Consider the following 20,964-nt stretch of genomic DNA (forward strand, 5'->3'; position numbering starts at 1 on the left):
GGTAAAACTTCCGATTAGATGAAACGAAAGCAGATCCGGCTTAGGCCGGTCAGGCGGAACGTCCGCCGAACTTTGACATTGTGAATGGGTTTTTAAATCGATGCCGTGGCGGTATCGTCGCAAGGGTTCAGACCTTAGGGTTTGAGATCCGTACGCGATCGATATCATCACAAATCAATCAAATTGATTATCTGGCTGAGATAATTCCTCCGCATCATCGTTAAGACGCATGGCCGTTATGCAAGGCTGTCGTTGATGGTGTGGATTCTCAAGCGTGAGGTAAGAGCATTTGGTGGATGCCTTGGCATGTACAGGCGAAGAAGGACGTGGCACGCTGCGATAAGCGTCGGGGAGATGTGAGCAATCTTTGATCCGGCGATTTCCGAATGGGGAAACCCACCTTCACCATTTCTTTCATTGATCCCTCGGGGTCACTGAGAGAGGTGGAAAAGGTATCACCTTAGTGAATATATAGCTTTGGTGAAGCAAACCCGGGGAACTGAAACATCTCAGTACCCGGAGGAAAAGACATCAACCGAGATTCCCGTAGTAGTGGCGAGCGAACCGGGACCAGGCCAGTGCCTTTTCTATTATTAGCAGAACATTCTGGAAAGTTTGGCCATAGCGGGTGACAGCCCCGTATGCGAAAAGACTAGAAAAGGACTTGAGTAGGGCGGGACACGTGAAATCCTGTCTGAACATGGGGGGACCACCCTCCAAGCCTAAATACTCGTACATGACCGATAGCGAACACAGTACCGTGAGGGAAAGGTGAAAAGCACCCCGATTAGGGGAGTGAAACAGTACCTGAAACCGGATGCTTACAAGCAGTTGGAGCCCCATAGGGGGTGACAGCGTACCTCTTGCATAATGGGTCAGTGACTTAATCTAGCATGCGAGCTTAAGCCGTTAGGTGTAGGCGAAGCGAAAGCGAGTCTGAATAGGGCGACTGAGTATGTTGGATTAGACCCGAACCCCGGCGATCTAGGCATGAGCAGGTTGAAGGTGCAGTAACATGCACTGGAGGACCGAACCGTTTAATGTTGAAAAATTATCGGATGACTTGTGTTTAGGGGTGAAAGGCCAATCAAGCCGGGAAATAGCTGGTTCTCCGCGAAATCTATTGAGGTAGAGCGTCAGATGTATGCCGATGGGGGTAGAGCACTGGATGGGCTAGGGCTGCGCGAGCGGTACCAAACCTAACCAAACTCCGAATACCATCGAGTCTTGTCTGGCAGACAGACGGCGGGTGCTAAGGTCCGTCGTCAAAAGGGAAACAGCCCTAACCTACAGCTAAGGTCCCCAAGTCATTACTAAGTGGGAAAGCATGTGGGAATCCCAAAACAACCAGGAGGTTGGCTTAGAAGCAGCCATCCTTTAAAGAAAGCGTAACAGCTCACTGGTCTAAATAAGGGTTCCTGCGGCGAAGATGTAACGGGGCTAAAGTAATGCACCGAAGCTTAGGGTTCATAGTTTACTATGAGCGGTAGCGGAGCGTTCCGTAAGTTGATGAAGCCGAAGGGTAACCGACGGTGGAGATATCGGAAGTGCGAATGCTGACATGAGTAGCGATAAAGAGGGTGAGATGCCCTCTCGCCGAAAGACCAAGGGTTCCTGCGCAACGCTAATCGGCGCAGGGTGAGTCGGCCCCTAAGACGAGCCCGAAGGGGGTAGTCGATGGGAAACAGGTTAATATTCCTGTACCTGGAGATGTGTGACGGATGGCGGAAGTAGTGTGGCCTTATTGGATTGGTCATGCTGCCAAGTTGTTCCTGGAAATAGCCTCTCCGTATAGACCGTACCCGAAACCGACACAGGTGGTCAGGTAGAGTATACCAAGGCGCTTGAGAGAAGTATCCTGAAGGAACTCGGCAAATTGCCTCCGTACCTTCGGAAGAAGGAGGCCCCATCAGAAGGCAACTTTTGGTGGGGGGCACAGGCCAGGGGGTAGCGACTGTTTATCAAAAACACAGGACTCTGCTAAGTCGGCTTCAAGACGACGTATAGGGTCTGACGCCTGCCCGGTGCTTGAAGGTTAAGAGGAGGAGTGCAAGCTCCGAATTGAAGCCCAAGTAAACGGCGGCCGTAACTATAACGGTCCTAAGGTAGCGAAATTCCTTGTCGGGTAAGTTCCGACCTGCACGAATGGCGTAACGACTTCCCCACTGTCTCCAGGATATGCTCAGCGAAATTGAATTCTCCGTGAAGATGCGGAGTACCCGCGGTTAGACGGAAAGACCCCGTGCACCTTTACTGCAACTTCAGAGTGGCATTAGGAAGAAACTGTGTAGAATAGGTGGGAGGCTTTGAAACTTGGGCGCCAGTCCGAGTGGAGCCAATCTGTGAAATACCACCCTGCTTGTTTCTGATGTCTAACCAACTACCGTTATCCGGTAGTGGGACCCTCTGTGGTGGGTAGTTTGACTGGGGCGGTCGCCTCCTAAAGAGTAACGGAGGCGCGCGATGGTAGGCTCAGGCCGGTTGGAAACCGGCTGCGAGAGTGCAATGGCATAAGCCTGCCTGACTGCGAGACCGACAGGTCGAGCAGAGACGAAAGTCGGTCATAGTGATCCGGTGGTCCCTCGTGGAAGGGCCATCGCTCAACGGATAAAAGGTACGCCGGGGATAACAGGCTGATGATTCCCAAGAGCTCATATCGACGGAATCGTTTGGCACCTCGATGTCGGCTCATCACATCCTGGGGCTGGAGCAGGTCCCAAGGGTTTGGCTGTTCGCCAATTAAAGTGGTACGTGAGCTGGGTTCAGAACGTCGCGAGACAGTTTGGTCCCTATCTGCCGTGGGCGTCGATACTTGAAAGGAGTTGCCCCTAGTACGAGAGGACCGGGGTGAACATACCTCTGGTGTACCAGTCATGCCGCCAGGCGTGCCGCTGGGTAGCTATGTATGGACGGGATAACCGCTGAAAGCATCTAAGCGGGAAGCCTCCCTTGAGATTAGGTATCTTCGAACCGTCATAGACCATGACGTTGATAGGCTGGGTGTGGAAGCGCAGTAATGCGTGGAGCTAACCAGTCCTAATAGTTCATATCGCGCTTGAGAGTTCGCACTATCAACGACAGCTTTGCCTTGTTGGCATGCGCTGTCTGCGATGGAGGAATTCTTCAGCCAGATACGCCCAACACACCTTGAACAAGGTGCATCGATTTAAACCCGCATCCCACAAGCTTCATTGCTTGGTGGTCATAGCGTCTGTGACCCACCCGATCCCATCTCGAACTCGGCCGTGAAACCAGACCGCGCCGATGGTACTATGTCTTAAGGCATGGAAGAGTAGGTCGCCGCCAGGCATTGCAGCTTGTGGGGAGCGTGGTTCAAGAAAACCCATTCATAAGTCAAAGGGCTGGCCTTACAGGTTGGCCCTTTTGGCGTCTCTGGAACACTCTTCGGGACGCACACGCTAGGTGGCGCGGGATGGAGCAGTCCGGTAGCTCGTCAGGCTCATAACCTGAAGGTCGTAGGTTCAAATCCTACTCCCGCAACCAGCGTTCCTCTCAATTTGCAATGCTAGTCAGCCTCACTGGTTCCGGTGGGGCTTTTTGTCGTTCTGGCTGGAGGAAATTGAGAGGCGGTGGCAGTTCTTGCCGTGCGCCATGACCCCAGCTAGTTTTGGCAACGCAGTTCGGGGGAAAGCGATGCACTTCAAAGCGGCCTTACTTGGATTGGCGATCCTCGCTGTTCAGGTTTGCGCTGGAGAGGCCTTGGCTCAGGACCCGATCAACGGCGCTGTGCACGACGATACAAGCGAAGTGTTCGCTGAGAACGGCGAAACGCCGGTTCTTCTTCTCCGTTTGTCCGATGATCTGCAGCCCGACCAGCGCGTGGCTGCGGAAACCGTGATCGGGTCCCTCCCGACAATTGCCGTCGGCGCAGGTGCAACGCATCAGATCGCGCCGCACCCTTCGATGGGAGAGCTATTGGTCCTCCACGAAATTCAGGGGGCCGGCCCTTTCGAACGTTTCGCACTCGATGAGCAGCTGGAACGTCGTGGTGCGATGCCGCTCGATGCGGTCTACGAATTCTACACCTCCGATTTGGCTCTTGAGAATGCCTGGGCCTCCAACGTTCCTCTGCCGATCGAGCTTGGCGATATCGAGCAGAGCGGTTTTGCGGCACATCTACGCGAGCGACTGATGGTGTTGGCGCGGCGCGCGGCCCTCGTGAATATGGCGCGGCACAACAGCTCGGGGAGCATCTCGGTTTGTGTCAGCAACACTTTGCCGCCCGCTAGCCTCTGCCCCACGCCGCGGCAAGGCCGGAGGTGGAACGAAGTCTCGGAGAGCGAACCGATCTACATCACTGTCGAGGCGGACAAACCACTCGCCAAATTCGTCTCGATTGCGGCGATCAACCGTGACGGCGGCGTCAGGCATGTGATGACAGGAGAGGCGGCTGCGTATCTGACCGAACCCGCACCAATCGTCGGCCAAGCATCGCGTGACGAAGTAGCCGCTCAGAGCCGATGGATATTCGCACCGGATAGCCCGCTAAACGAGCAGCTGGCGCCTGGTCATCACGACTTGCTCATCCTGACCAGCGAGCGGCCCATTCCGACTTCTCTATGGGGGCAGAGCCTGACGGGGACCGTTTCTTCGGATGTTTGTGCCGAGCCGTTCGAGGCTGGGTTATGCCGCGCCATGCAGGGCAAAAGGGGGAGCTTGGCACCTGATCAGGAGCACGACATCACCGTCATCCCTGTCGCCGTGCGCGGCTTTGTTCCCAGGACTCGCCGACTGGTGAGGGGATCGCCCGCCAGCCGCGCCGTGTCACTATGGCAGGCACAATTGCTCCGCTACCGGAAGATCGAGCTTGATACGCGAACAGCGAGCGGCAGAAACAGGTTCAGCTTCAAACAGTCGCACAAATGCGGCGGCGCTTATATCGGGGATGGGTTCGTGTTGACTGCCGCGCATTGCATTCCGGATGATGTCAGCGAGATGCGGATACGACTTGGTTCGCGCAACATCGCCCATGGCGGCCAGACGTTCAAAGTGCGCTCTCTGGTCCAGCACAAAAGAGGAAATGCGCGAGCTCGGCGGGTCGATCTGGCGGTCATTCAGCTGAAGGCGTCTGCCGAGGACTTGCGTAAGCTCGGAAACAACTTGCAAGAAGTTCCACTCGCCACCGATCGCAATCCCCGCTTTGTCGACGCCAGCGGCCTGACGGTCACAGGCTGGGGTTTCCAGAAAGCACGGCTGCCGGGGCAGACCGGATGGCTGGCCGCCGACGGGACCCGGCAAACGCAGCCCGATAGATTGAGCCAGCTCGTGCTTGATCAGGTCGACATGGCAGAGTGCCGCGCGCGATCAGAATACTCGGCCTATCTTTCACGAGACATACTGTGTCTGCGCGGCGCAATTCGGGGGGGAGATTCCTGTTCTGGTGACAGCGGCGGGCCGGTTACCAGCCGCTCTGCGAGTGGGCGGCGATTGGTAGGGATCGTCTCAAGCGGGATCGGTTGCGCTTTCGAAGACCTTCCGGCGGTCTATGTGAAGGTCGCCCAGCATACGGGCTGGATCGACCGAGCGAAGGCCAAGATGCGCAATTCGCGCGCGGGATATTACGAATTGGATTGAACGCCTTCCCTCACGCGTTGGTGCGAGGGAAGGCGAACAAGTCTGTCAGGCGATGTTACTCGCTGGAGCGGCGATCACCAGGGCCGGTAGGCGCCATATCGTCTTCGTCCGGCGTCGTGCGGTCGCCCGGCCCGGTGCGATCATCGCTATCGTCACCGTCATCCCCATCATCGCCGTCATCGTCCGTGCGCTCATCGACTGGATCGCCATCGTCCTCTGGGACGTCGCTGGCCATCATCGTGTCTTCGGTTTCGTCCGCCTCTTCAGGCGCACATGCGCTGAGGCCCAGCGCTATGGCGCTTCCCAGTCCGAAATAGATTGCAGTTTTTCTCATTAGAGTTCCTCCTGTTTTAACACTCACCATAATCAATCAAAGCCGAGCCGCGCCAGCATCGCCGCAAAACGGGGATGCTGCCGGATGGGGTCCAGCAGTGGGTCGTTTTTCAGCTGGATCAGCCCGCCGTCGCGCGCCTCCCATGCTGCATCCAGTGCACCAAGCGCCTCTTCTTCGTCGCCCCATTGCGCGTGAACCTGCATATATTGGTAGTTGCTCTTGTCGCCTTGCCGATCGCGCAATTCGCCAAAATGCTGCTGCGCCGCCGCGCTATTGCCGAGGCTTTGCTCCGCGATGGATAGTCCAGTCTTTTGCCAAACGAACCTGCGTTCTTTTTCGAACGACTCCTTGGCGGCCTGAACATCGCCGAGCGCCAGTTGTGTGATACCCACGAGGTAATGCGACATGGACGCATTCGCCTGCATGGTGAGAGCATCCCTGAAGCGCTCAATCGCAGCGTCATATTGCCTGGAATCATATTCGATATTGCCGGCGAAGCGGAACACGCGAGAATTGAGCGGGTCCAGCCCGAGTGCGCGGCCAATCGCTTCGCGTGCGGCCGTGAAATCGCCCATCCGCGATCGATACACGGCATAACGACTTTGGATTTCGGCGTCGCCCTGACCGAACTCTACCGATTTTGCATAGGGTTCGCGCGCCTTGTTCATGGCCAGCAATTCGTTCGCGTAGATGTAGCCAACAACGCTGTGACCGTCGGCAAATTCCGGCGCCAGGCGGATAGCCTCGCGCGCTGACTTCAGGCCCTCTTCAGCCCCTTTGTCGCGCTCTGACCGGTCACCGTACAGCGTGCCGATCAAGGCAAGAGTGCGCCCGCGCATTGTATGAGCGGCGGCGTAGGACGGATCGATCGCGATAGCTTCGTCGAACTTGGTGAGAGCCGCGCGGTCGCTCGCTTCGTCGATGGCAGAATCGTACAATTCTTGCCCGCGAAGGAAGGCGTCATAGGCGGCGACATTTTCGGTTCCGCCCAGATCGGACTGATCGCTGTTGTCTTCGTCCGCGGTCAGTTCGCGGATGACGTTGGTCGCTATCTGTCCCTGTAGTGTCAAAATGCTGCCGACCGGCCCGACTTCCTCAATGGGCAGGAGAGTCCTGTCGGCGCGCCCTTCGATCAGCTCGCCCCCTACATCGAGCCTCTGTCCATCTAGCGCGACCCGGCCCGTCAGCAGGTAATCGACCTGCAATTCTTCGCAAATGGCGCTGGCTGTTTTGCCGCTTTCCTTGAGCGCCTGCGACGATGTTTGCGCCGCGACATGGAGCAAGGGGTTGCGCGATAGCTGGGTGCGGATCTGCTGCGAGATCCCGGACAGAATTGCCGATTGGTCGCCCGCTTCGCCGACGACGTCGAACGGCATCACGGCGAGGCGCTTCACGCCTCCTGCGCCGGTCCAAAGCCCGCTGCCCCATGCAGCGAGGCCGACGGCTCCAATCGCTGCCGCGCCGCCGCCTATGATCGCGGCACGGCGGTCTAGCTGAAAGCCCGATCTTGATGGTGCTGGCGCGGACGACGGAACGCTGCCGACAATAGTAGCTGGCGGACCCGATGGAATTTCGCCGCCTGCTGCACCGCGTTTCGCCTTGATCGCATCGATCAACTTTATCGTTTGCGGATCGCTTGCAGAGCCGTCGCTGGCCGACATGTCGATCCACTGGAACTGGCGGAACCCGAGCGGCGGCAAGCTGCCATCCATGGATACCGGGATCAGAACACTGCGATCGCGCCCGCGCGTCGCCTCATCATGAACCCAGTGCGACGCGATTGAGGTCTTGGTCCACAGCACGACGACCGCCGCGGCATTTTCAAGGTTGAACTCGGTTACCTGATGAAAGCGCGTGCCGCCTTCCAGCATACCGTCCCACCAGACGGAGATGCCTGCGGCCTCCATCGCGTCAAAAATTTGTTGGGCGCGCGGTTGGTCAACCCGCGAATAGCTGAGAAATACATCAGGTCCGCGTTCGCCAGCTTGTGCGCCCGAACCTTCGTTCGGCGCTGGTGGTTGATCTGAGCCGCCCATTCGTCCCCTAAGGCTATCACTGCTTTGGCTTTCAGGTGCGACCCCATTTCGTATAAACGCAAGTGTTATCGCAGGTTATCGCATCTGTCGAACCCCTGTGGTGCTTGCTGGCATGGAATGACGTCGATACATGGAAGATCGGGTATCCGGCATTGGGGGTAGGAGCGATCTCATTGGCAGCAAACAACCGGTCTGCGCTTGCCCCGCCTCTGCCGCAGCCGGTCATGGCTATTGGGGTTACCGGTCATCGCAGTTCACATCCCTCCTTCCCAAAGGATCCGGAAGAGCTGATTGCGGCTGTTTCGGAGTGTCTGGAGGCGATTGAGAAAGAGGCGAGGGCAGCGCAGATCGTTGGTCTGGACGATCCCGGCCACGGTTTCCGACTTGTCACTTTGCTGGCTGATGGCACGGACCACATCGCTGCAGACGCTGCTCTTGCACGCGGATGGGAATTGGCGGCCCCGTTGCCGTTTGGCGCGGATCTGAACCGGGCCATTAATGCGCAACCAAAGGACGCAGCCGATGCTCGCGCGATCCTGCATGGGGATCAACCGCGCGATCCGGCAACGGCGAAGCGGGCTGATGCGATCAGGGACTTGTCAGCCGAAGCGGTAAAGTTCGAGCTTGCGGAGCAGGATGCAGAGATCGAGCGATGCTTTCTTTCCTCGCTCGGAGCCCCTGAAAATGCTGAGCACGCGGCATCCTTCCTCTATCAGGCGTCGCACCGTGCCGGGCTTGCAGGACGAATCCTGATTGAGCAATCCGACGTTCTCATCGCGGTTTGGGATGGTGAAAGCACGGTCGCATCGGGCGGAACGGGTCACACGGCTGTCCTCGCTCTTGAGGCCGGCGTTCCGGTCATTTGGATCGACCCTGCCGCTCCTGAAAATGTCCGGGTCCTGCATTTTCCCGAGGCTCTTCAGGCACCCGGCGATCCCATCGAAAAGGCAAAGTTCGGTATCGAACTGCAGAGCATCATAGGCTCCAGCATCGGGCTGGCGCCATCGGATACGAAGGGACGCTTTGCGGGGCTGGACGCTCTTGCGCCAGAATTGTGGCGCGCTTCCAGTTCCTTTCTCAGTCACGCCTATCGCCGGATTGAGGCGTTGTTCGGCGAACACAAGTGGGGCCGGAAATTCCGCTCAATCAAAGAGCGTTATGAGCGCCCCGAGGAGATCGTTGAGGGAAGCGCCGCAGATTTGATCGCAGCGCTTGGGCAGATCGGGGGCGAGAGGCATTCAATCCATAGTACCGCCGAAACCAGCGTCCTTCCGCACTTCGCCTGGACCAATGCGATCGCTTCGATGACAGCCGATCGCTATCGCTCGGGTATGGTGATGAACTTCGTCTTGGGCGCGATGGCGATCATTTCCGGCGTCCTGTATCTTCCACTGGTCGACACGTCGCAGAAATGGATGTTCGCGGCGGTCGAACTGGCGATATTGCTGGCAATCGTGGTCAACACCGCTGTGGGTCAGCGATCCCGATTGCATGGACGATGGCTGGAGACCCGCCGGGCAGCCGAGTATTTGCGGCATGCGCCCTTGCTTTATGCCTTTGGCGTTGCCCGGCCATTGGGTGAATGGCCCAGCCCGCTTAGGAGCCAATGGCCTGAATGGTATGCGCGCATGATCTCCAGAGGCATGGGCTTGCCGTCGGTGCGGATCGACCATCAGCATTTGCGCGCGGCGGCTCGCGTGCTCCAGGACCATTTTGTCGTTCCTCAACGGGACTACCACCTTTCGAAAAGCAAGCGTCTGCACACAGCGCATCATTCGATTGAGCGTTTGGCCGAACGGCTGTTCGCATTGGCTATCGCCATCGTTGCCTCATATCTCGCATTGTCCGGGGCGTCGGCCTTGGGCTTTGTCGATCCCGCGCTGCCCAAAGGGCTTGCCAAGTGGTTCACAGTGATCGCGGTCGCACTGCCGACGATCAGCGGCGCGCTCGCGGCGATTGGCTATTTCGGGGACTTTGACCGGTTTGCCGACATATCGCAGGCGGCGGCGCAAAAGCTGGATGGACTGGCGATCCGGATCGACCTCTTTCTGACATTGCCGGACGAGCGACTGACCTACGATCAATTCGCCGATCTGGCCCGAACCGCAGACGAGCTCGCCTTTGGAGAAATCCAGTCGTGGCAGGCCGTGTTCAGCGGTAAACGGACGACGGTGCCTGCTTAGATGGGATTAGGCGTTACGCTGCGGCCGTCACCACTTGTCACGTCGTTTCCCGACCAACGCGGCCGGGAAGTAAACTGGATCGAAAGGCAATCGCAGCTTTCGACTTACGCTTCGCGCACGCGCTGGAGGAATGCTTTCACCTGATCGCCGAGTGTCGAAGCTTGCACTTCGAGATCATTGGCACTTGTCAGCACCTGACTTGCGGCTGCTCCGGTAGATAGCGAGAGTTCGCGGACGTCTTCGATATGTCCAGCAACCTTCTCTGTGCCGCGCGCGGCCAAATCGATGCTTTGGGCGAGATCCTGTCCAGCAACCGACTGCTGATCGACCGCGCTGGCGATGGAAACGGCGGTTGTTTCCAGTTCCTTCACCTGGCCGGCGATTGAGCGCAGCGCATTCACGCTGGCTCCGGTTGTGTCCTGCATTGCCCGGATCTGGTCGGCGACCTGTTCGGTTGCACGGCTGGTTTGCATCGCCAGTTCTTTCACCTCGCTCGCGACGACAGCAAAGCCGCGCCCCGCTTCGCCGCCGCGCGCCGCTTCGATTGAGGCATTGAGCGCGAGCAGATTGGTTCGCTGAGCGATGGTTTGGATCAGTTCGACGATCTGGCCGACTTGTTCCGCTGAATCGGCCAAGGCTGAAATCGTTGTGTCAGCCTCGCTGGTGGCATCGGTTGCCAGTCGTGCAAGATCGCTTGAGGTTGCGGCCTGACGGCTGATCTCTCCGATCGACAGGGCAAATTCATCACTGGCCGCTGCGGCCGACGTTGCACCCGAATTGGCATCCGCCATGTCCTGCGCAACCAACGTGGTTCGGGCGCTCGTTTCCTCGGCGGTTTCAGCCATCTTGGTGGCGGTGCTGTGAAGCTCGCTCGAGGCGTCTGCCACCTTGTGCACGACCTCACCGACAGTGCGTTCGAATTGCTGTGCGACTTCGGTCAGCAGCTTGGTCTTGTGGGCTTCGGCTTCTTCGCGTTCGCGTTCACGTTCGCGCTGCATCTGTATTTCTTCTTCGGCGCGCTGCGCTCTTTCGCGGGCCCAGGTCTCAAGCTTGCGGTTGGCGCGTTTGAATAGATCCAGCGCAGAAACCATGTCGCCGATTTCATCTTTGCGATCGCGCCCGGCGATTTCGAAATGACGATCACCTTTTGTCAGGCGGATCATGCCCTCGGTCACTTCGCCGATCTTGCGGGAGAAATCGCGTGAGAGGTATGAAAGGCCGAGCAAGAGGATCAGTCCGGCGATCAGTCCAAGCCCGGCGACAATCAGCACCATCGTGAAGAAATAGTCGACACCGGTCTGCTTGATGGACTCGCTTGCGGAGGTGAGGTCATCGGAGAAATTCTGTGCTTCTGCGACCAGTGCATCACCGCGATCCGAGACTTGGTAGGCAAGGGCTTCGGATGCCTCAGAACGTCCCTCGCTCTGCATCACAGAAATGAGCTGCCCGAATGTCGCATTGTATTCGGTCAGATCGGTCTGGATCTTGTCGGCACGCGGGGAAAGCTGCGGGATGTGCTGCCCAACCACGCTGCTAATCTTGTCGAGTTGCTGGACGGCGGTCGAAAAACTCTCGCGCCGCCGCTCCAATACGGCTGGCTCGCGCTCGAATATGAAGCGGGCGGAATGGTAGCGAAGCTCGCCGGTCGTTCCGTGGAACTCGGACGAAGTGACGACTGCAAGCTGGACTTCGTTTGAGACTTGGTATCGGGACCAGAGTTCATTCAGACCAAGGCCGAGCACGAGCGACATGGCGAAGCCGATGGCGAAGAAGCTGCCGAAGATCGTGTGAATTTTTGAAGCAAGCCTGAGGTCGCGAAACCAGCCAATGCGTTCGATTGACGTTTTTGGGGCGTTTTCGGGCAATACATCCGCTTCAGCAGCGGGAAGGTCAGCCTGGAACTCGGCTAGCAAATCCTGCGGGAACTCGGGAACCGCATGTTCCTCAAGCTCATCCCGACTCGTCATAACATTCATGCCGCAATTCCCCCACGGGCCAATCGCGGCAATTCCTGAATGAAAATCCTTTATATTGTCTTGATCTGCTCCGTATTTGCCGCAGTCGAAGTCTTAACCCGTCCTTACCTTATTCAGGAACCGATCGACCTGCGTGCGCAGGGTCGCCGATTGCTCTTCCAGATCGGTCGCACTTGCCAAAACCTGGCTTGCCGCCGATCCGGTCGACAGTGAGAGGGCGCGTACATCTTCGAGATGACCAGATACCTGCTCGGTTCCGCGTGCAGCCAAATCGATGCTGCGGGCAAGATCACGTCCGGCCAAGGATTGTTGGTCGACAGCGCTGGCGATCGCGACGGCGGTCGTTTCGAGCTGCTGTACCTGATTTCCGATGGTCCTGAGCGCGCTGACACTTGCGCCCGTTGTGTCCTGCATACCGCGAATTTGCTCGGCAATTTGCTCGGTCGCGCGGCTGGTTTGCATTGCCAGATCTTTCACTTCACTGGCGACCACCGCAAAGCCGCGTCCGGCTTCACCGCCGCGCGCCGCCTCGATCGAGGCGTTGAGCGCCAGCAGGTTCGTCCGTTGCGCAATCGTTTGAATCAATTCGACAATCTGACCAACCTGTTCGGCGGAGTCTGAAAGAGCAGAGATTGTGACATCTGCTTCACTGGCAGTGGCCGTTGCCTTGCGTGCCAGCTCTGCAGATGTGGCCGCCTGGCGGCTGACTTCACCGATCGACATGGCAAATTCGTCGCTTGCCGCGGCGGCTGCCGTAGCGCCGCGATTGGCTTCGCCCATGTATTTCGAGACTTCGCCTGTTCTTGTGCTCGCCTTCTCCGCAGTTTCGGCCATTGTGCCCGAAGTCGAATGAAGCTGGCTGGAGGACGATGCTACGCTGCTGACGACCTCGCCAACCGTGCGTTCGAACTGATCGGCGACGTCCTGAAGCGCTCGGTCGCGTTCCAGGCGAGCTTCCTCGCGTTCTGCCTCACGACGTGTCTGCTCTTCGAGCTCGGCATTGGCCTTTTCTGCCCGTTCTCGGCTGAGGCGCTCCAGACGCGAACCGGTTCTGTGGAACACCTCCATTGCCCGGGCCATTTCCCCGATTTCGTCCAATCGGTCCTTGCCCGGCACGGTGACGTCCTTGTCTCCGCTCGCCAGCTTGGACATCTGTGAGGTCAATTCGCGCAACGAGATACTGATGGTGCGATGCAGATATCGATCGGCGATCAAGGTCAAAATGGTGAGGATCACTGTCAGGCCGACCCAGATCGATAGCAACGTCCAAATCAGATCTGATTCCGATTCCGCGATTGCAGCTTCGTCCCGACCAAGACTGCCCGCGACTTCCAACGCCGCATCGAGCACGATACCACCATTAGTCTCGACATTGCTCGCCGAAGTAGCGCGAGTATCGGAATCGGCAGTTCCTGCATCAAACGCTGCGATTTCTCGGCGGAAATCGGCGACGCTTTCACCGATCAGTCCCAGTTTGGCATATGCGGACGGATTGGTTTCCATGACCATAGACCGGAGCGGTGCGATCTTGGATTCAGCCCGGTCAAGGCGATCCAGCGCCGCGCTGGCGCGTTCATCCTGCCCCTCCGCAAGATACATCTCTGTATGCCGCTGCGCTTCGCTGAGGTCGAACAGCAAACGTTCGGCAGCAATCACATTCTCATGCGCGTTTCTGACGCTTTCCGAACCCTGGCCAAGTTTAACAAAGCCGAACACAACAAACAGGCCTGCCAGCAGCGCGAAAGTCAGATTGATGCCGAAAAACACCCTGACCTTCTGACCGATGGAGAGCGCCGCGAACCAGCCTGTGGGACTCGTGCGAGCCGCTGCAGGTCCGGTGAATGAACCGGCATTCTCCGCCGCGTGCTCAGCGGCCAGGTCGGCGGCAATTTCCTGGATCGCAGTCATGCTGCTTTCCCGCTTTCTTGTGCAGGTTTCGGATGGAGCTGTGCTTCCTGCGCGGAGATGATCTGATCGATCTCAGCAGCTGGAAGAGCCTTGTAGAACAACCAGCCCTGGATCTGATCGCACCCTGCGGTCCTAACCATATCCGCCTGTTCATTGGTCTCGACGCCTTCGGCCGTCACCGCCATGTTCAGCGCCCGGGCCATTGCGATGCTCGACAACATCATGGCGCGGCTGCCGTCATCTTCGCCCGCCAGTTCGACCAGGCTGCGATCCAGTTTCAGCTTCTCAAACCGGAACTGGCGCAGGAACCCGATTGACGCGTATCCGGTGCCGAAGTCATCGAGTGCGATATTGACACCAAAGCCGCGGATCAGATCGAGCGTACGCTCTGCCACCACCGGGTCGAGGACGAGACAAGTCTCGGTAATCTCCAGCTCAAGCTGGTGCGGCGGAAACCCCGTGTCTTCGAGCACCTCACCAAGCTGGATTGGAAATTCGGGATTGCGCAATTGTGCCGCAGAAATGTTGACCGAAAGCGTTATGTCGCCCCAGCGCAGCGCATCGGACACAGCCTGGCGTAAGACCCAAAGACCTATCGCGTTGATCAGGCCCGATTCCTCAGCAACGGGGACAAAGATATTGGGGCCGACTTGGCGGCCGTCTGCGCGGTTCCAGCGCAGCAGCGATTCCACCGCGACGATCTCGCCAGTGCTGGCATTGACGAGCGGCTGATAGGCCAGAGCGAATTCGCCGTCGGCCAACCCGCAACGCATCTCATCGTCCAGCTCGCGCATTGCTTCGCGGCGCTGGTCGAACGTCTTGTTGAACCAGGTGCAGCGCATTTTGCCGCTGCGTTTTGAAGCATACATCGCGACATCGCTGCGGCGGAGCATTTCACTCGAAGGGAGGCGGTTGTCGGCTGTGCTGCGGGCCAGTCCGATGCTGGCCCCCATTGCGATCTGTCGGTCGCCGACTTGCACGGGGATCGAAAGTTTCTCCAGCAGTGATCGGCAGATGCCTTCGAGGATCGTGCCGGAAACGGGGCCGCTCATCACCGCTGCGAATTCGTCACCGCCCAGTCGGTAGCATGTGGCCTCGGATCCGCAGGACTCTCTTAAGAGTTCGGCGCATTGCTGGATCAGCTGGTCGCCAACAGCGTGGCCGTAATGGTCATTGACCTGTTTGAAGCTGTCCAAATCGACAAGCGCGATTGCAACTTCGTCACCTCCTTCGGAGAAGCGCTCGATATCGGCATGAAGGGCGCGGCGATTGGGAAGCTGGCTCAGACTGTCAGTGCTGCCCTGTGTTTCCAGTTCTCGAACGCTCGCAAACCCGGTCCATGCAAGCAGAAACAAGGTGGCGGCATAGACAAGGACACCAGCAATGAGCAGCGGCGCAACGGATACGACCTCAATCTGATCGCTGGCGATCACCGCCATTAGAATGAGAGCGAAGACGATGGAAAGGACCGCAAGCGGTACGGCAACCAGGCCGTTGGGCGTCAAGCGCCAAGGCTTGCTTAGTTCCAGCACCCAATATCCCCAAATGGCGCCTGTTAGCGCGGTTGCGACCGATGCGATTGGCTAACGATGTCAGGCTAAGGAAGCGTAAAGCTCAAGTGCAGCAAAAGCCGCAAAGGCAGCTTTAGACTCGGATTGTGCGCAACTCGGTCGCTGCGGAGAGGTCAATCGGCTTATACAGGCTTGCATGGTCAGCAACCGGGGCGAATTCCTGCGTCTGGCCGACCACGGTTTCCCCCGCGCCGAGCATAAGATATCCATCCGCTGCCAGCGCTCCGGACAGCCGTGAGAACGCTCTGTGCCGGTTCGGTTGAGCGAAATAGAGGAGCACATTGCGGCACAGGATCAAATCAACCGGCTGACGGACCGGAGCATCATCGAGCACGTTATGCTGGCGAAACCGCGCAAAGGCGCGGGTGCGATCGAGTATCTGCCAGCCTTGCTGACTTTCCTCGAAATGGGTCAGCATTTGCGTGACGCCAAGCCCGCGCTGGACCTCGAATTGGCTGTATAGGCCGCTTCGTGCCGACGCGATGGCGCTGTGCGACACATCAGTTCCCAGGATATCGATGGTCCAGCCGTTCCAGCGTTCTGCCTGATCGGCGAACAACATCGCCAGCGAATAGACTTCCTGCCCTGTCGAGCATCCGGCACACCAGATGGATAGCCGCCGACTATGCTCGCGCCGACTTGCGAGCTCCGGCAGAATATCTTCGGGCAATTGATCAAAAGTCGGCTTGTCGCGGAAGAAATAGGTTTCGTTGTTGAGCAGCGCTTCGACAACTTCCTGAGAAAGCTTGCGCCCCTCGATCGAGTTCTCGGGCTGTGCCAACAGGCAGACCAATTGATCGACATTCGTGATGCCGCGCTCGCGGAAAACACCCGCCAACGCGCTGCCGACACGCCAGCGTCTGCTTTCGGTCAATTGCTGCCCGGTTCGGGCGGCAAGCAGATCGGCGATTATCTGGTGGGAGGCTTGGCTGACTTCCAAGGGATCACTTCCGCGCCGTAGCGAGTGCGGGAGCCAGCGATACAGCGGCTTTGCCGAGTGCGTCAGGCGGGCCGACCAGACTTGTCAGCCCGGCCTTCGCAACCGCGCCCGGCATGCCCCAGACCGCGCTGGTATCCATGTCCTGCGCGAATATCGTACCGCCCTTGTCGAAAAGCTCCTGCGCGCCTTCTAACCCATCGCGCCCCATACCTGAGAGGATGATCGCCAATGCGTGGCCATCGCATGCCTGCGCTATGCTGCTAAGCATCGGGTCTACCGAGGGCATGCAACCGCTCCGCGCGGGCTTCGGCGATGTCCGGACGACCAACCGCTCGCCAGCCCTGCGCACCACCATGTGCCCATGCCCAGTGGCGACGGCGATTTCACCCGACCTGATCTCTGTTCCATCCTCGGCGATCTGGGTGGGCCGGTTGCTCGCGGCTTCGATCTGCCGGGCAAACACCGGGATGAAAGAGGTTGGCAGATGCTGAGTGATCAGGATCGGGAGATCGAATTCTTCAGGCAGAGTACGCAAAAAGAGATTCAGCGCGTGGATGCCGCCGGTGGAGGCTCCGATTGCAAGGATCTCAGGCCGCTTGGTCCTTTTGACCAGTTCCTCGTTCGCTGCGCCTCCAGCTTGAACGTTTTCAGTGGTTTCGACCTGCGCCGGATCGCGTCCACCCAACGCCCGAATCTTGCCAAGCAGCTGGCTTCGGTAGTCATCGGTGAAGCCTCCGGGGCGAGGTTTCAGCATCGTATCGGCTGCGCCCATCGATAGCGCCGAGATCGTATGCTCGGCCCCGTCTGCCGCTAGCGAGGAAACCACCAAAACCTCTGCGCCTTCACCGGTTTCCAGCAAAGCCGGTAGCGCTTCCAATCCCCCAATTCCGGGCATTTCCAGATCTAGCAGGATGACATCTACCGGCGTGGTTTTCAGCTGGGCAATCGCGCGTTCTGCGCTGCTCGCCGTGGCGACCACCAGCATTGCTGGATCGCCTTCGACCATGCGTTTGAAAATCGTCCGTACTGTCAAAGAATCGTCGACCACCATGACACGCACTTTGCCCGGCGCAGCGTCGGAACTGCGCTGCGATGAGGGTGCTGGGCTGTCCTTTGTCAGCCTGCTTTTGGAGGCCGTTGGTGCGTTCACGCGAAGCCGACCAACTGCAGCTTGATCTGAAGCGTTTCGTGATCGAATGGCTTCATTACGTATTCGTCGGCGCCGGCATCTATTGCCTCACGGATATGAGCGACATCGTTCTCTGTAGTGCAGAAGACAACTTTGGGCGCGTCTCCGCCCGGGCGCTGACGCAGCTGCACCAGAAATTCGATCCCGGAAAGCACCGGCATGTTCCAGTCTAGCAGGATCACGTCGGGCATGCTCTGCTCGCACTGATCGAGCCCTTCTTGCCCGTTCTCCGCCTCGTCTACAGAGAAGCCGAGCGTTTCAAGTATGTGTCGTGAAACTTTACGGATAACGCGCGAATCGTCGACGATCAGGCAGGATTTCATGGCGACCTCTATTTGGGGTTTTGCCGTACGCTAGGGCCCAGCCGTATATAATGGATTAAGCGGCAACCCCGAGATCGTCCTTTTTGTCCGCAGGTCCTGCGATCAGCGCTTCGAGATCGATCAACAATGCGGGGCCGAGCGTCGTTTCGATCATTCCTGTTGCCACTCGTGACCATTCGGGCCCAAATCCGCCCGTGACCTGTTCGGGAGTGGTGACGCTTGAGGTGATATCGTCGATGGCATCGACCACAAGTGCGTAAGAATGGCCACCAACATTCACAACAGCCGCACGCGGATCAGTGGGCCATTCAAGCTCTTCGAACCCCAGTGCCAGGCGGCAGTCGATCACGGTCAGCGCCTGACTGCGAAGGGCCGTTATCCCGGAAATATAGTTTGGTGCGCGCGGGACCGGGGCGACGGCTCCGACTTCGATGACTGATGTGACATCGTGCGCGTGTAGGGCGCAATGCCGCCCGGCTATCTTCGTCATGACCAACAGATCGTTCATGCGCGCCTCCTGTCGCCGGTCGACCGCAAAGCGGCTAACAGGCCTTCACGGTCATATCGGTAGATAGTGGTGTCATCGTCTGCGGCCTCGGGCTGGCTGCGCAGCCGGATCACCGCAGTGTCTTTTGCGTCGGGAGCAGGCTCAGCTTCCTCTGCGAGTACAATCGCGATTCCATCGCCTGAGCTCTTTCCGACGATGGCTTCGTAGCCAGCGGATTCAACCAACGGTGCTAGGATGGTGCGCGACCATTCGCTGTCGGGCAAATAGCATACAGGCCTATCGGTTGGCTGTGGTGGTTCGCCGTACCGGGCAAACAATTCGTGGCCGTCAACCAGCGTCACAGTGCCTTCGTTCACGAGTGTAATGCCCTCGACCAGCGGGTCGTCAGGCACAGGTTTCATCTCCTGCGTCAAAGGCAAGGCGTCATCGATGTCGCGCACCGCATAGAGCAGATCGCTTGCGCCATCGGTGAGGCGCAGGGTGCGAATCCGTTCTGCAGGAAGCGGCCCATCGGGAAGGCCGATCAGCGGCAGGATTGTTCCGTCGATGACGGCTCTGGAGGAACCGATCGTGCTTTCTACCGCGCTTGCGTCGACTGTTTCGATGCGTTGGACCAGATCCAGTCGAATGGCGCTACGGCGTCCGGCGAAATCTGTGAACAGCATCGCATGATCGGTGTCGCTGGTTGCCGCTACGACGCTCTCTTCCCCCTTGCGTTTGATCTGGGAACGCGTGTCGGAAACGAGGCCATTATTCTTTGCGATCAGCGGCATATCCAGGACCAGGATAGGCTGACCATCCTCCAGTAGCGTAGAGCCACCGTACAATTCGGTCGCCATAATAGCGCGCGGCATCGGCTTCACGACAAGATCGCAGATCGTGTGAATGGTATCGACTGCGAGCGCGAAGAGGTCTCCATTTGCGAGCCGCAGAAACACCAGAGTGGCGTCGCGTTCTTCGACACAAGGTTCGATCCCCAGGACATCGGCCAGGGATAGACACCGCGTGCGCCGATCCCGGAATGTCACGAGCGCGGTGCCGCCCACATGGGTGTAGTCGACGGTCTCGGTGCCGAGATGGACAATTTCCTCGACATAGCTTTGTGGGATGGCGAAGCGCTGGTTCCCCACTGTTACGGTAACGCCTGCAATGATCGAAAGCGTTAGCGGGACTTGCATGTAGAACAGAGTGCCCAATCCGGGGGTGCTGCTCACTATGATCGAACCACCGACTTTTTCCAGGTTCGCGCGCACCACATCCAGTCCAACGCCGCGCCCCGAGACTGTGCTGACCTCATCGGCGGTCGAGAATCCGGCCGTGAAGACGAGGTCAAGCAGTTGTCCGCTGTCCATTGCGTCGACTTGTTTTTCGGTGACGATGCCCTGGGCAATCGCTTTGCGCTTGATCTTGTCTTCTTCGAGCCCGCGGCCGTCGTCGCTGACCACGATCGAGATCTTGTTGCCTGATTGGCGCGCCGCGATCGCTATCGTGCCGGTTTCCGGCTTGTCGGCAGCAAGGCGATCCGTGGGTGCCTCAATGCCGTGATCAATCGCATTCCTGATAATGTGCGTTAGCGGGTCGCGAACCGACTCGATCATTTCTCGGTCGAGTTCCACATCGCCGCCTTCCAAATCCAGAACGACTTGTTTCCCGAGTTCGCTCGACAAATCGCGAACGAGCCGGGGCAGGGCTCCAAACAGGGTTTCGATCCGTTGCATCCGCATGCGGGTGATCGCGTCTCGGACATCGGACAGGATTGTGGTCAGCCGCTCGAACGGACCGTCGATGGTCGGCTGGGTTCCTGCCTGGCTCAGGCGGTGGGCCAGATCGTTGCGTGCCAGAACCATGTCTGAAACGCCGCTCATGACGCGGTCGAGCAGTTCTACAGGGAGGCGGATCGTACGTTGGGCAGGTATCGATGTGTCAGCCTTCTTCGCGAATGGTTCATCGCTTGCCGCTGTAACGACCGATTCTTCTGCGGACGTTTCTCCCGCATCCAGCGCCGCAATCAAAGCCTCATCGCCTCCGGTACCAAGTTCTTCGCCGGCTTCGATCGCATCGACCATCTCGGCAATTCTGTCGACGATGGCGAGCACTGCCGAAACCAGATTACTGTCGGCTTCGCGGCGACCTGCTCGGACATCGGCGAGCGCATCTTCTGCAGCATGACTGAGCGCCGCCAGGCGCGGAAAATCGAAAAAGCCGCAATTGCCTTTGACCGTATGGACAAAACGAAAGATCGTATCGAGCCGCGCGCGGTCGGCTGGATCGGCTTCCCAGGCGATGATTTCGCCTTCGCTGGCCTCCAGCATTTCCCGCGTTTCTGCGACGAATTCCGCCAGCAGTTCATCCATGTCGCCCGCGCCCCTGTTCAGTAGCAGAGACCTCTATGCCCGGCGAT

The 20,964-nt window shown here is 58.4% G+C and carries 12 protein-coding genes, 1 tRNA gene and 2 rRNA genes; 5 read left to right on the forward strand and 10 right to left on the reverse strand.

The window, feature by feature from the left end:
• Nucleotides 1-269 precede the first annotated feature (269 nt).
• From Q0837_RS00375 to Q0837_RS00390, 4 genes are all read left to right on the forward strand, one after another.
• Nucleotides 270-3,060: ribosomal RNA gene (locus Q0837_RS00375) — 23S ribosomal RNA — on the forward strand.
• Between the two features lie 134 nt (nt 3,061-3,194).
• Nucleotides 3,195-3,309, forward strand: a 5S ribosomal RNA gene (gene rrf, locus Q0837_RS00380).
• Nucleotides 3,310-3,427: 118 nt separating this feature from the next.
• Nucleotides 3,428-3,504: transfer RNA gene (locus Q0837_RS00385), tRNA-Met, on the forward strand.
• A gap of 108 nt (nt 3,505-3,612) precedes the next feature.
• The gene (locus tag Q0837_RS00390; protein ID WP_298463748.1) at nt 3,613-5,595 is read left to right on the forward strand and encodes a serine protease; all 1,983 of its coding nucleotides are present in this window, start codon (nt 3,613-3,615) and stop codon (nt 5,593-5,595) included.
• A gap of 55 nt (nt 5,596-5,650) precedes the next feature.
• On the opposite strand, the gene Q0837_RS00395 is transcribed toward Q0837_RS00390, so the two are convergent.
• Together Q0837_RS00395 and Q0837_RS00400 are read right to left on the reverse strand one after the other, a co-directional pair.
• Complete coding sequence (locus Q0837_RS00395; protein ID WP_298463750.1) at nt 5,651-5,929, reverse strand: hypothetical protein; 279 nt, start codon at nt 5,927-5,929, stop codon at nt 5,651-5,653.
• A 32-nt stretch (nt 5,930-5,961) separates the two neighbouring features.
• Nucleotides 5,962-7,965: a TIR domain-containing protein gene (locus Q0837_RS00400; RefSeq protein WP_298463753.1), complete on the reverse strand. Its 2,004-nt coding sequence runs from the start codon at nt 7,963-7,965 to the stop codon at nt 5,962-5,964.
• A gap of 62 nt (nt 7,966-8,027) precedes the next feature.
• Here Q0837_RS00400 and Q0837_RS00405 point away from each other — a divergent pair, with 62 nt between their 5' ends.
• Nucleotides 8,028-10,148 (forward strand): hypothetical protein, encoded by a 2,121-nt coding sequence (locus Q0837_RS00405; RefSeq protein WP_298463756.1) that lies wholly within the window; start codon nt 8,028-8,030, stop codon nt 10,146-10,148.
• A 104-nt stretch (nt 10,149-10,252) separates the two neighbouring features.
• Here Q0837_RS00405 and Q0837_RS00410 read toward each other — a convergent pair whose 3' ends face one another.
• The 8 genes from Q0837_RS00410 to Q0837_RS00445 all read right to left on the reverse strand — a co-directional run bounded on the left by Q0837_RS00410 (nt 10,253) and on the right by Q0837_RS00445 (nt 20,917).
• Nucleotides 10,253-12,124, reverse strand: a complete 1,872-nt coding sequence (locus tag Q0837_RS00410) for a methyl-accepting chemotaxis protein (protein WP_298463759.1) — start codon at nt 12,122-12,124, stop codon at nt 10,253-10,255.
• A gap of 93 nt (nt 12,125-12,217) precedes the next feature.
• Nucleotides 12,218-14,032 carry a methyl-accepting chemotaxis protein gene (locus Q0837_RS00415; protein ID WP_298463761.1) on the reverse strand — a complete coding sequence of 605 codons (1,815 nt, stop codon included), beginning with the start codon at nt 14,030-14,032 and terminating at the stop codon, nt 12,218-12,220.
• Complete coding sequence (locus Q0837_RS00420; RefSeq protein ID WP_298463764.1) at nt 14,029-15,564, reverse strand: bifunctional diguanylate cyclase/phosphodiesterase; 1,536 nt, start codon at nt 15,562-15,564, stop codon at nt 14,029-14,031. The genes Q0837_RS00415 and Q0837_RS00420 overlap by 4 nt, the downstream gene beginning before the upstream one ends.
• Before the next feature lie 112 nt (nt 15,565-15,676).
• Nucleotides 15,677-16,543: a CheR family methyltransferase gene (locus tag Q0837_RS00425; protein ID WP_298463766.1), complete on the reverse strand. Its 867-nt coding sequence runs from the start codon at nt 16,541-16,543 to the stop codon at nt 15,677-15,679.
• A 4-nt stretch (nt 16,544-16,547) separates the two neighbouring features.
• Complete coding sequence (gene cheB / locus Q0837_RS00430; protein WP_298463769.1) at nt 16,548-17,693, reverse strand: chemotaxis-specific protein-glutamate methyltransferase CheB; 1,146 nt, start codon at nt 17,691-17,693, stop codon at nt 16,548-16,550.
• Nucleotides 17,690-18,055 carry a PleD family two-component system response regulator gene (locus Q0837_RS00435; protein WP_298463771.1) on the reverse strand — a complete coding sequence of 122 codons (366 nt, stop codon included), beginning with the start codon at nt 18,053-18,055 and terminating at the stop codon, nt 17,690-17,692. Before Q0837_RS00435 ends, cheB begins: the two co-directional genes overlap by 4 nt.
• A gap of 55 nt (nt 18,056-18,110) precedes the next feature.
• Nucleotides 18,111-18,563 carry a chemotaxis protein CheW gene (locus Q0837_RS00440; RefSeq protein WP_298463774.1) on the reverse strand — a complete coding sequence of 151 codons (453 nt, stop codon included), beginning with the start codon at nt 18,561-18,563 and terminating at the stop codon, nt 18,111-18,113.
• Nucleotides 18,560-20,917, reverse strand: coding sequence for a chemotaxis protein CheA (locus Q0837_RS00445; RefSeq protein ID WP_298463777.1), 2,358 nt, complete (start codon nt 20,915-20,917; stop codon nt 18,560-18,562). Before Q0837_RS00445 ends, Q0837_RS00440 begins: the two co-directional genes overlap by 4 nt.
• Between the last annotated feature and the right edge of the window lie 47 nt (nt 20,918-20,964).

This window comes from uncultured Erythrobacter sp. (assembly GCF_947499705.1).
Lineage (GTDB): Bacteria > Pseudomonadota > Alphaproteobacteria > Sphingomonadales > Sphingomonadaceae > Erythrobacter.

What these genes read in the sequence shown, in the direction of transcription:
- Q0837_RS00440 (WP_298463774.1), bottom strand. Translation starts at nt 18,563, where the DNA reads ATGAACGATCTGTTGGTCATGACGAAGATAGCCGGGCGGCATTGCGCC.
- Q0837_RS00400 (WP_298463753.1), bottom strand. Translation starts at nt 7,965, where the DNA reads ATGGGCGGCTCAGATCAACCACCAGCGCCGAACGAAGGTTCGGGCGCA.
- Q0837_RS00410 (WP_298463759.1), bottom strand. Translation starts at nt 12,124, where the DNA reads ATGAATGTTATGACGAGTCGGGATGAGCTTGAGGAACATGCGGTTCCC.
- Q0837_RS00415 (WP_298463761.1), bottom strand. Translation starts at nt 14,032, where the DNA reads ATGACTGCGATCCAGGAAATTGCCGCCGACCTGGCCGCTGAGCACGCG.
- Q0837_RS00395 (WP_298463750.1), bottom strand. Translation starts at nt 5,929, where the DNA reads ATGAGAAAAACTGCAATCTATTTCGGACTGGGAAGCGCCATAGCGCTG.
- Q0837_RS00435 (WP_298463771.1), bottom strand. Translation starts at nt 18,055, where the DNA reads ATGAAATCCTGCCTGATCGTCGACGATTCGCGCGTTATCCGTAAAGTT.
- Q0837_RS00445 (WP_298463777.1), bottom strand. Translation starts at nt 20,917, where the DNA reads ATGGATGAACTGCTGGCGGAATTCGTCGCAGAAACGCGGGAAATGCTG.
- Q0837_RS00390 (WP_298463748.1), top strand. Translation starts at nt 3,613, where the DNA reads ATGACCCCAGCTAGTTTTGGCAACGCAGTTCGGGGGAAAGCGATGCAC.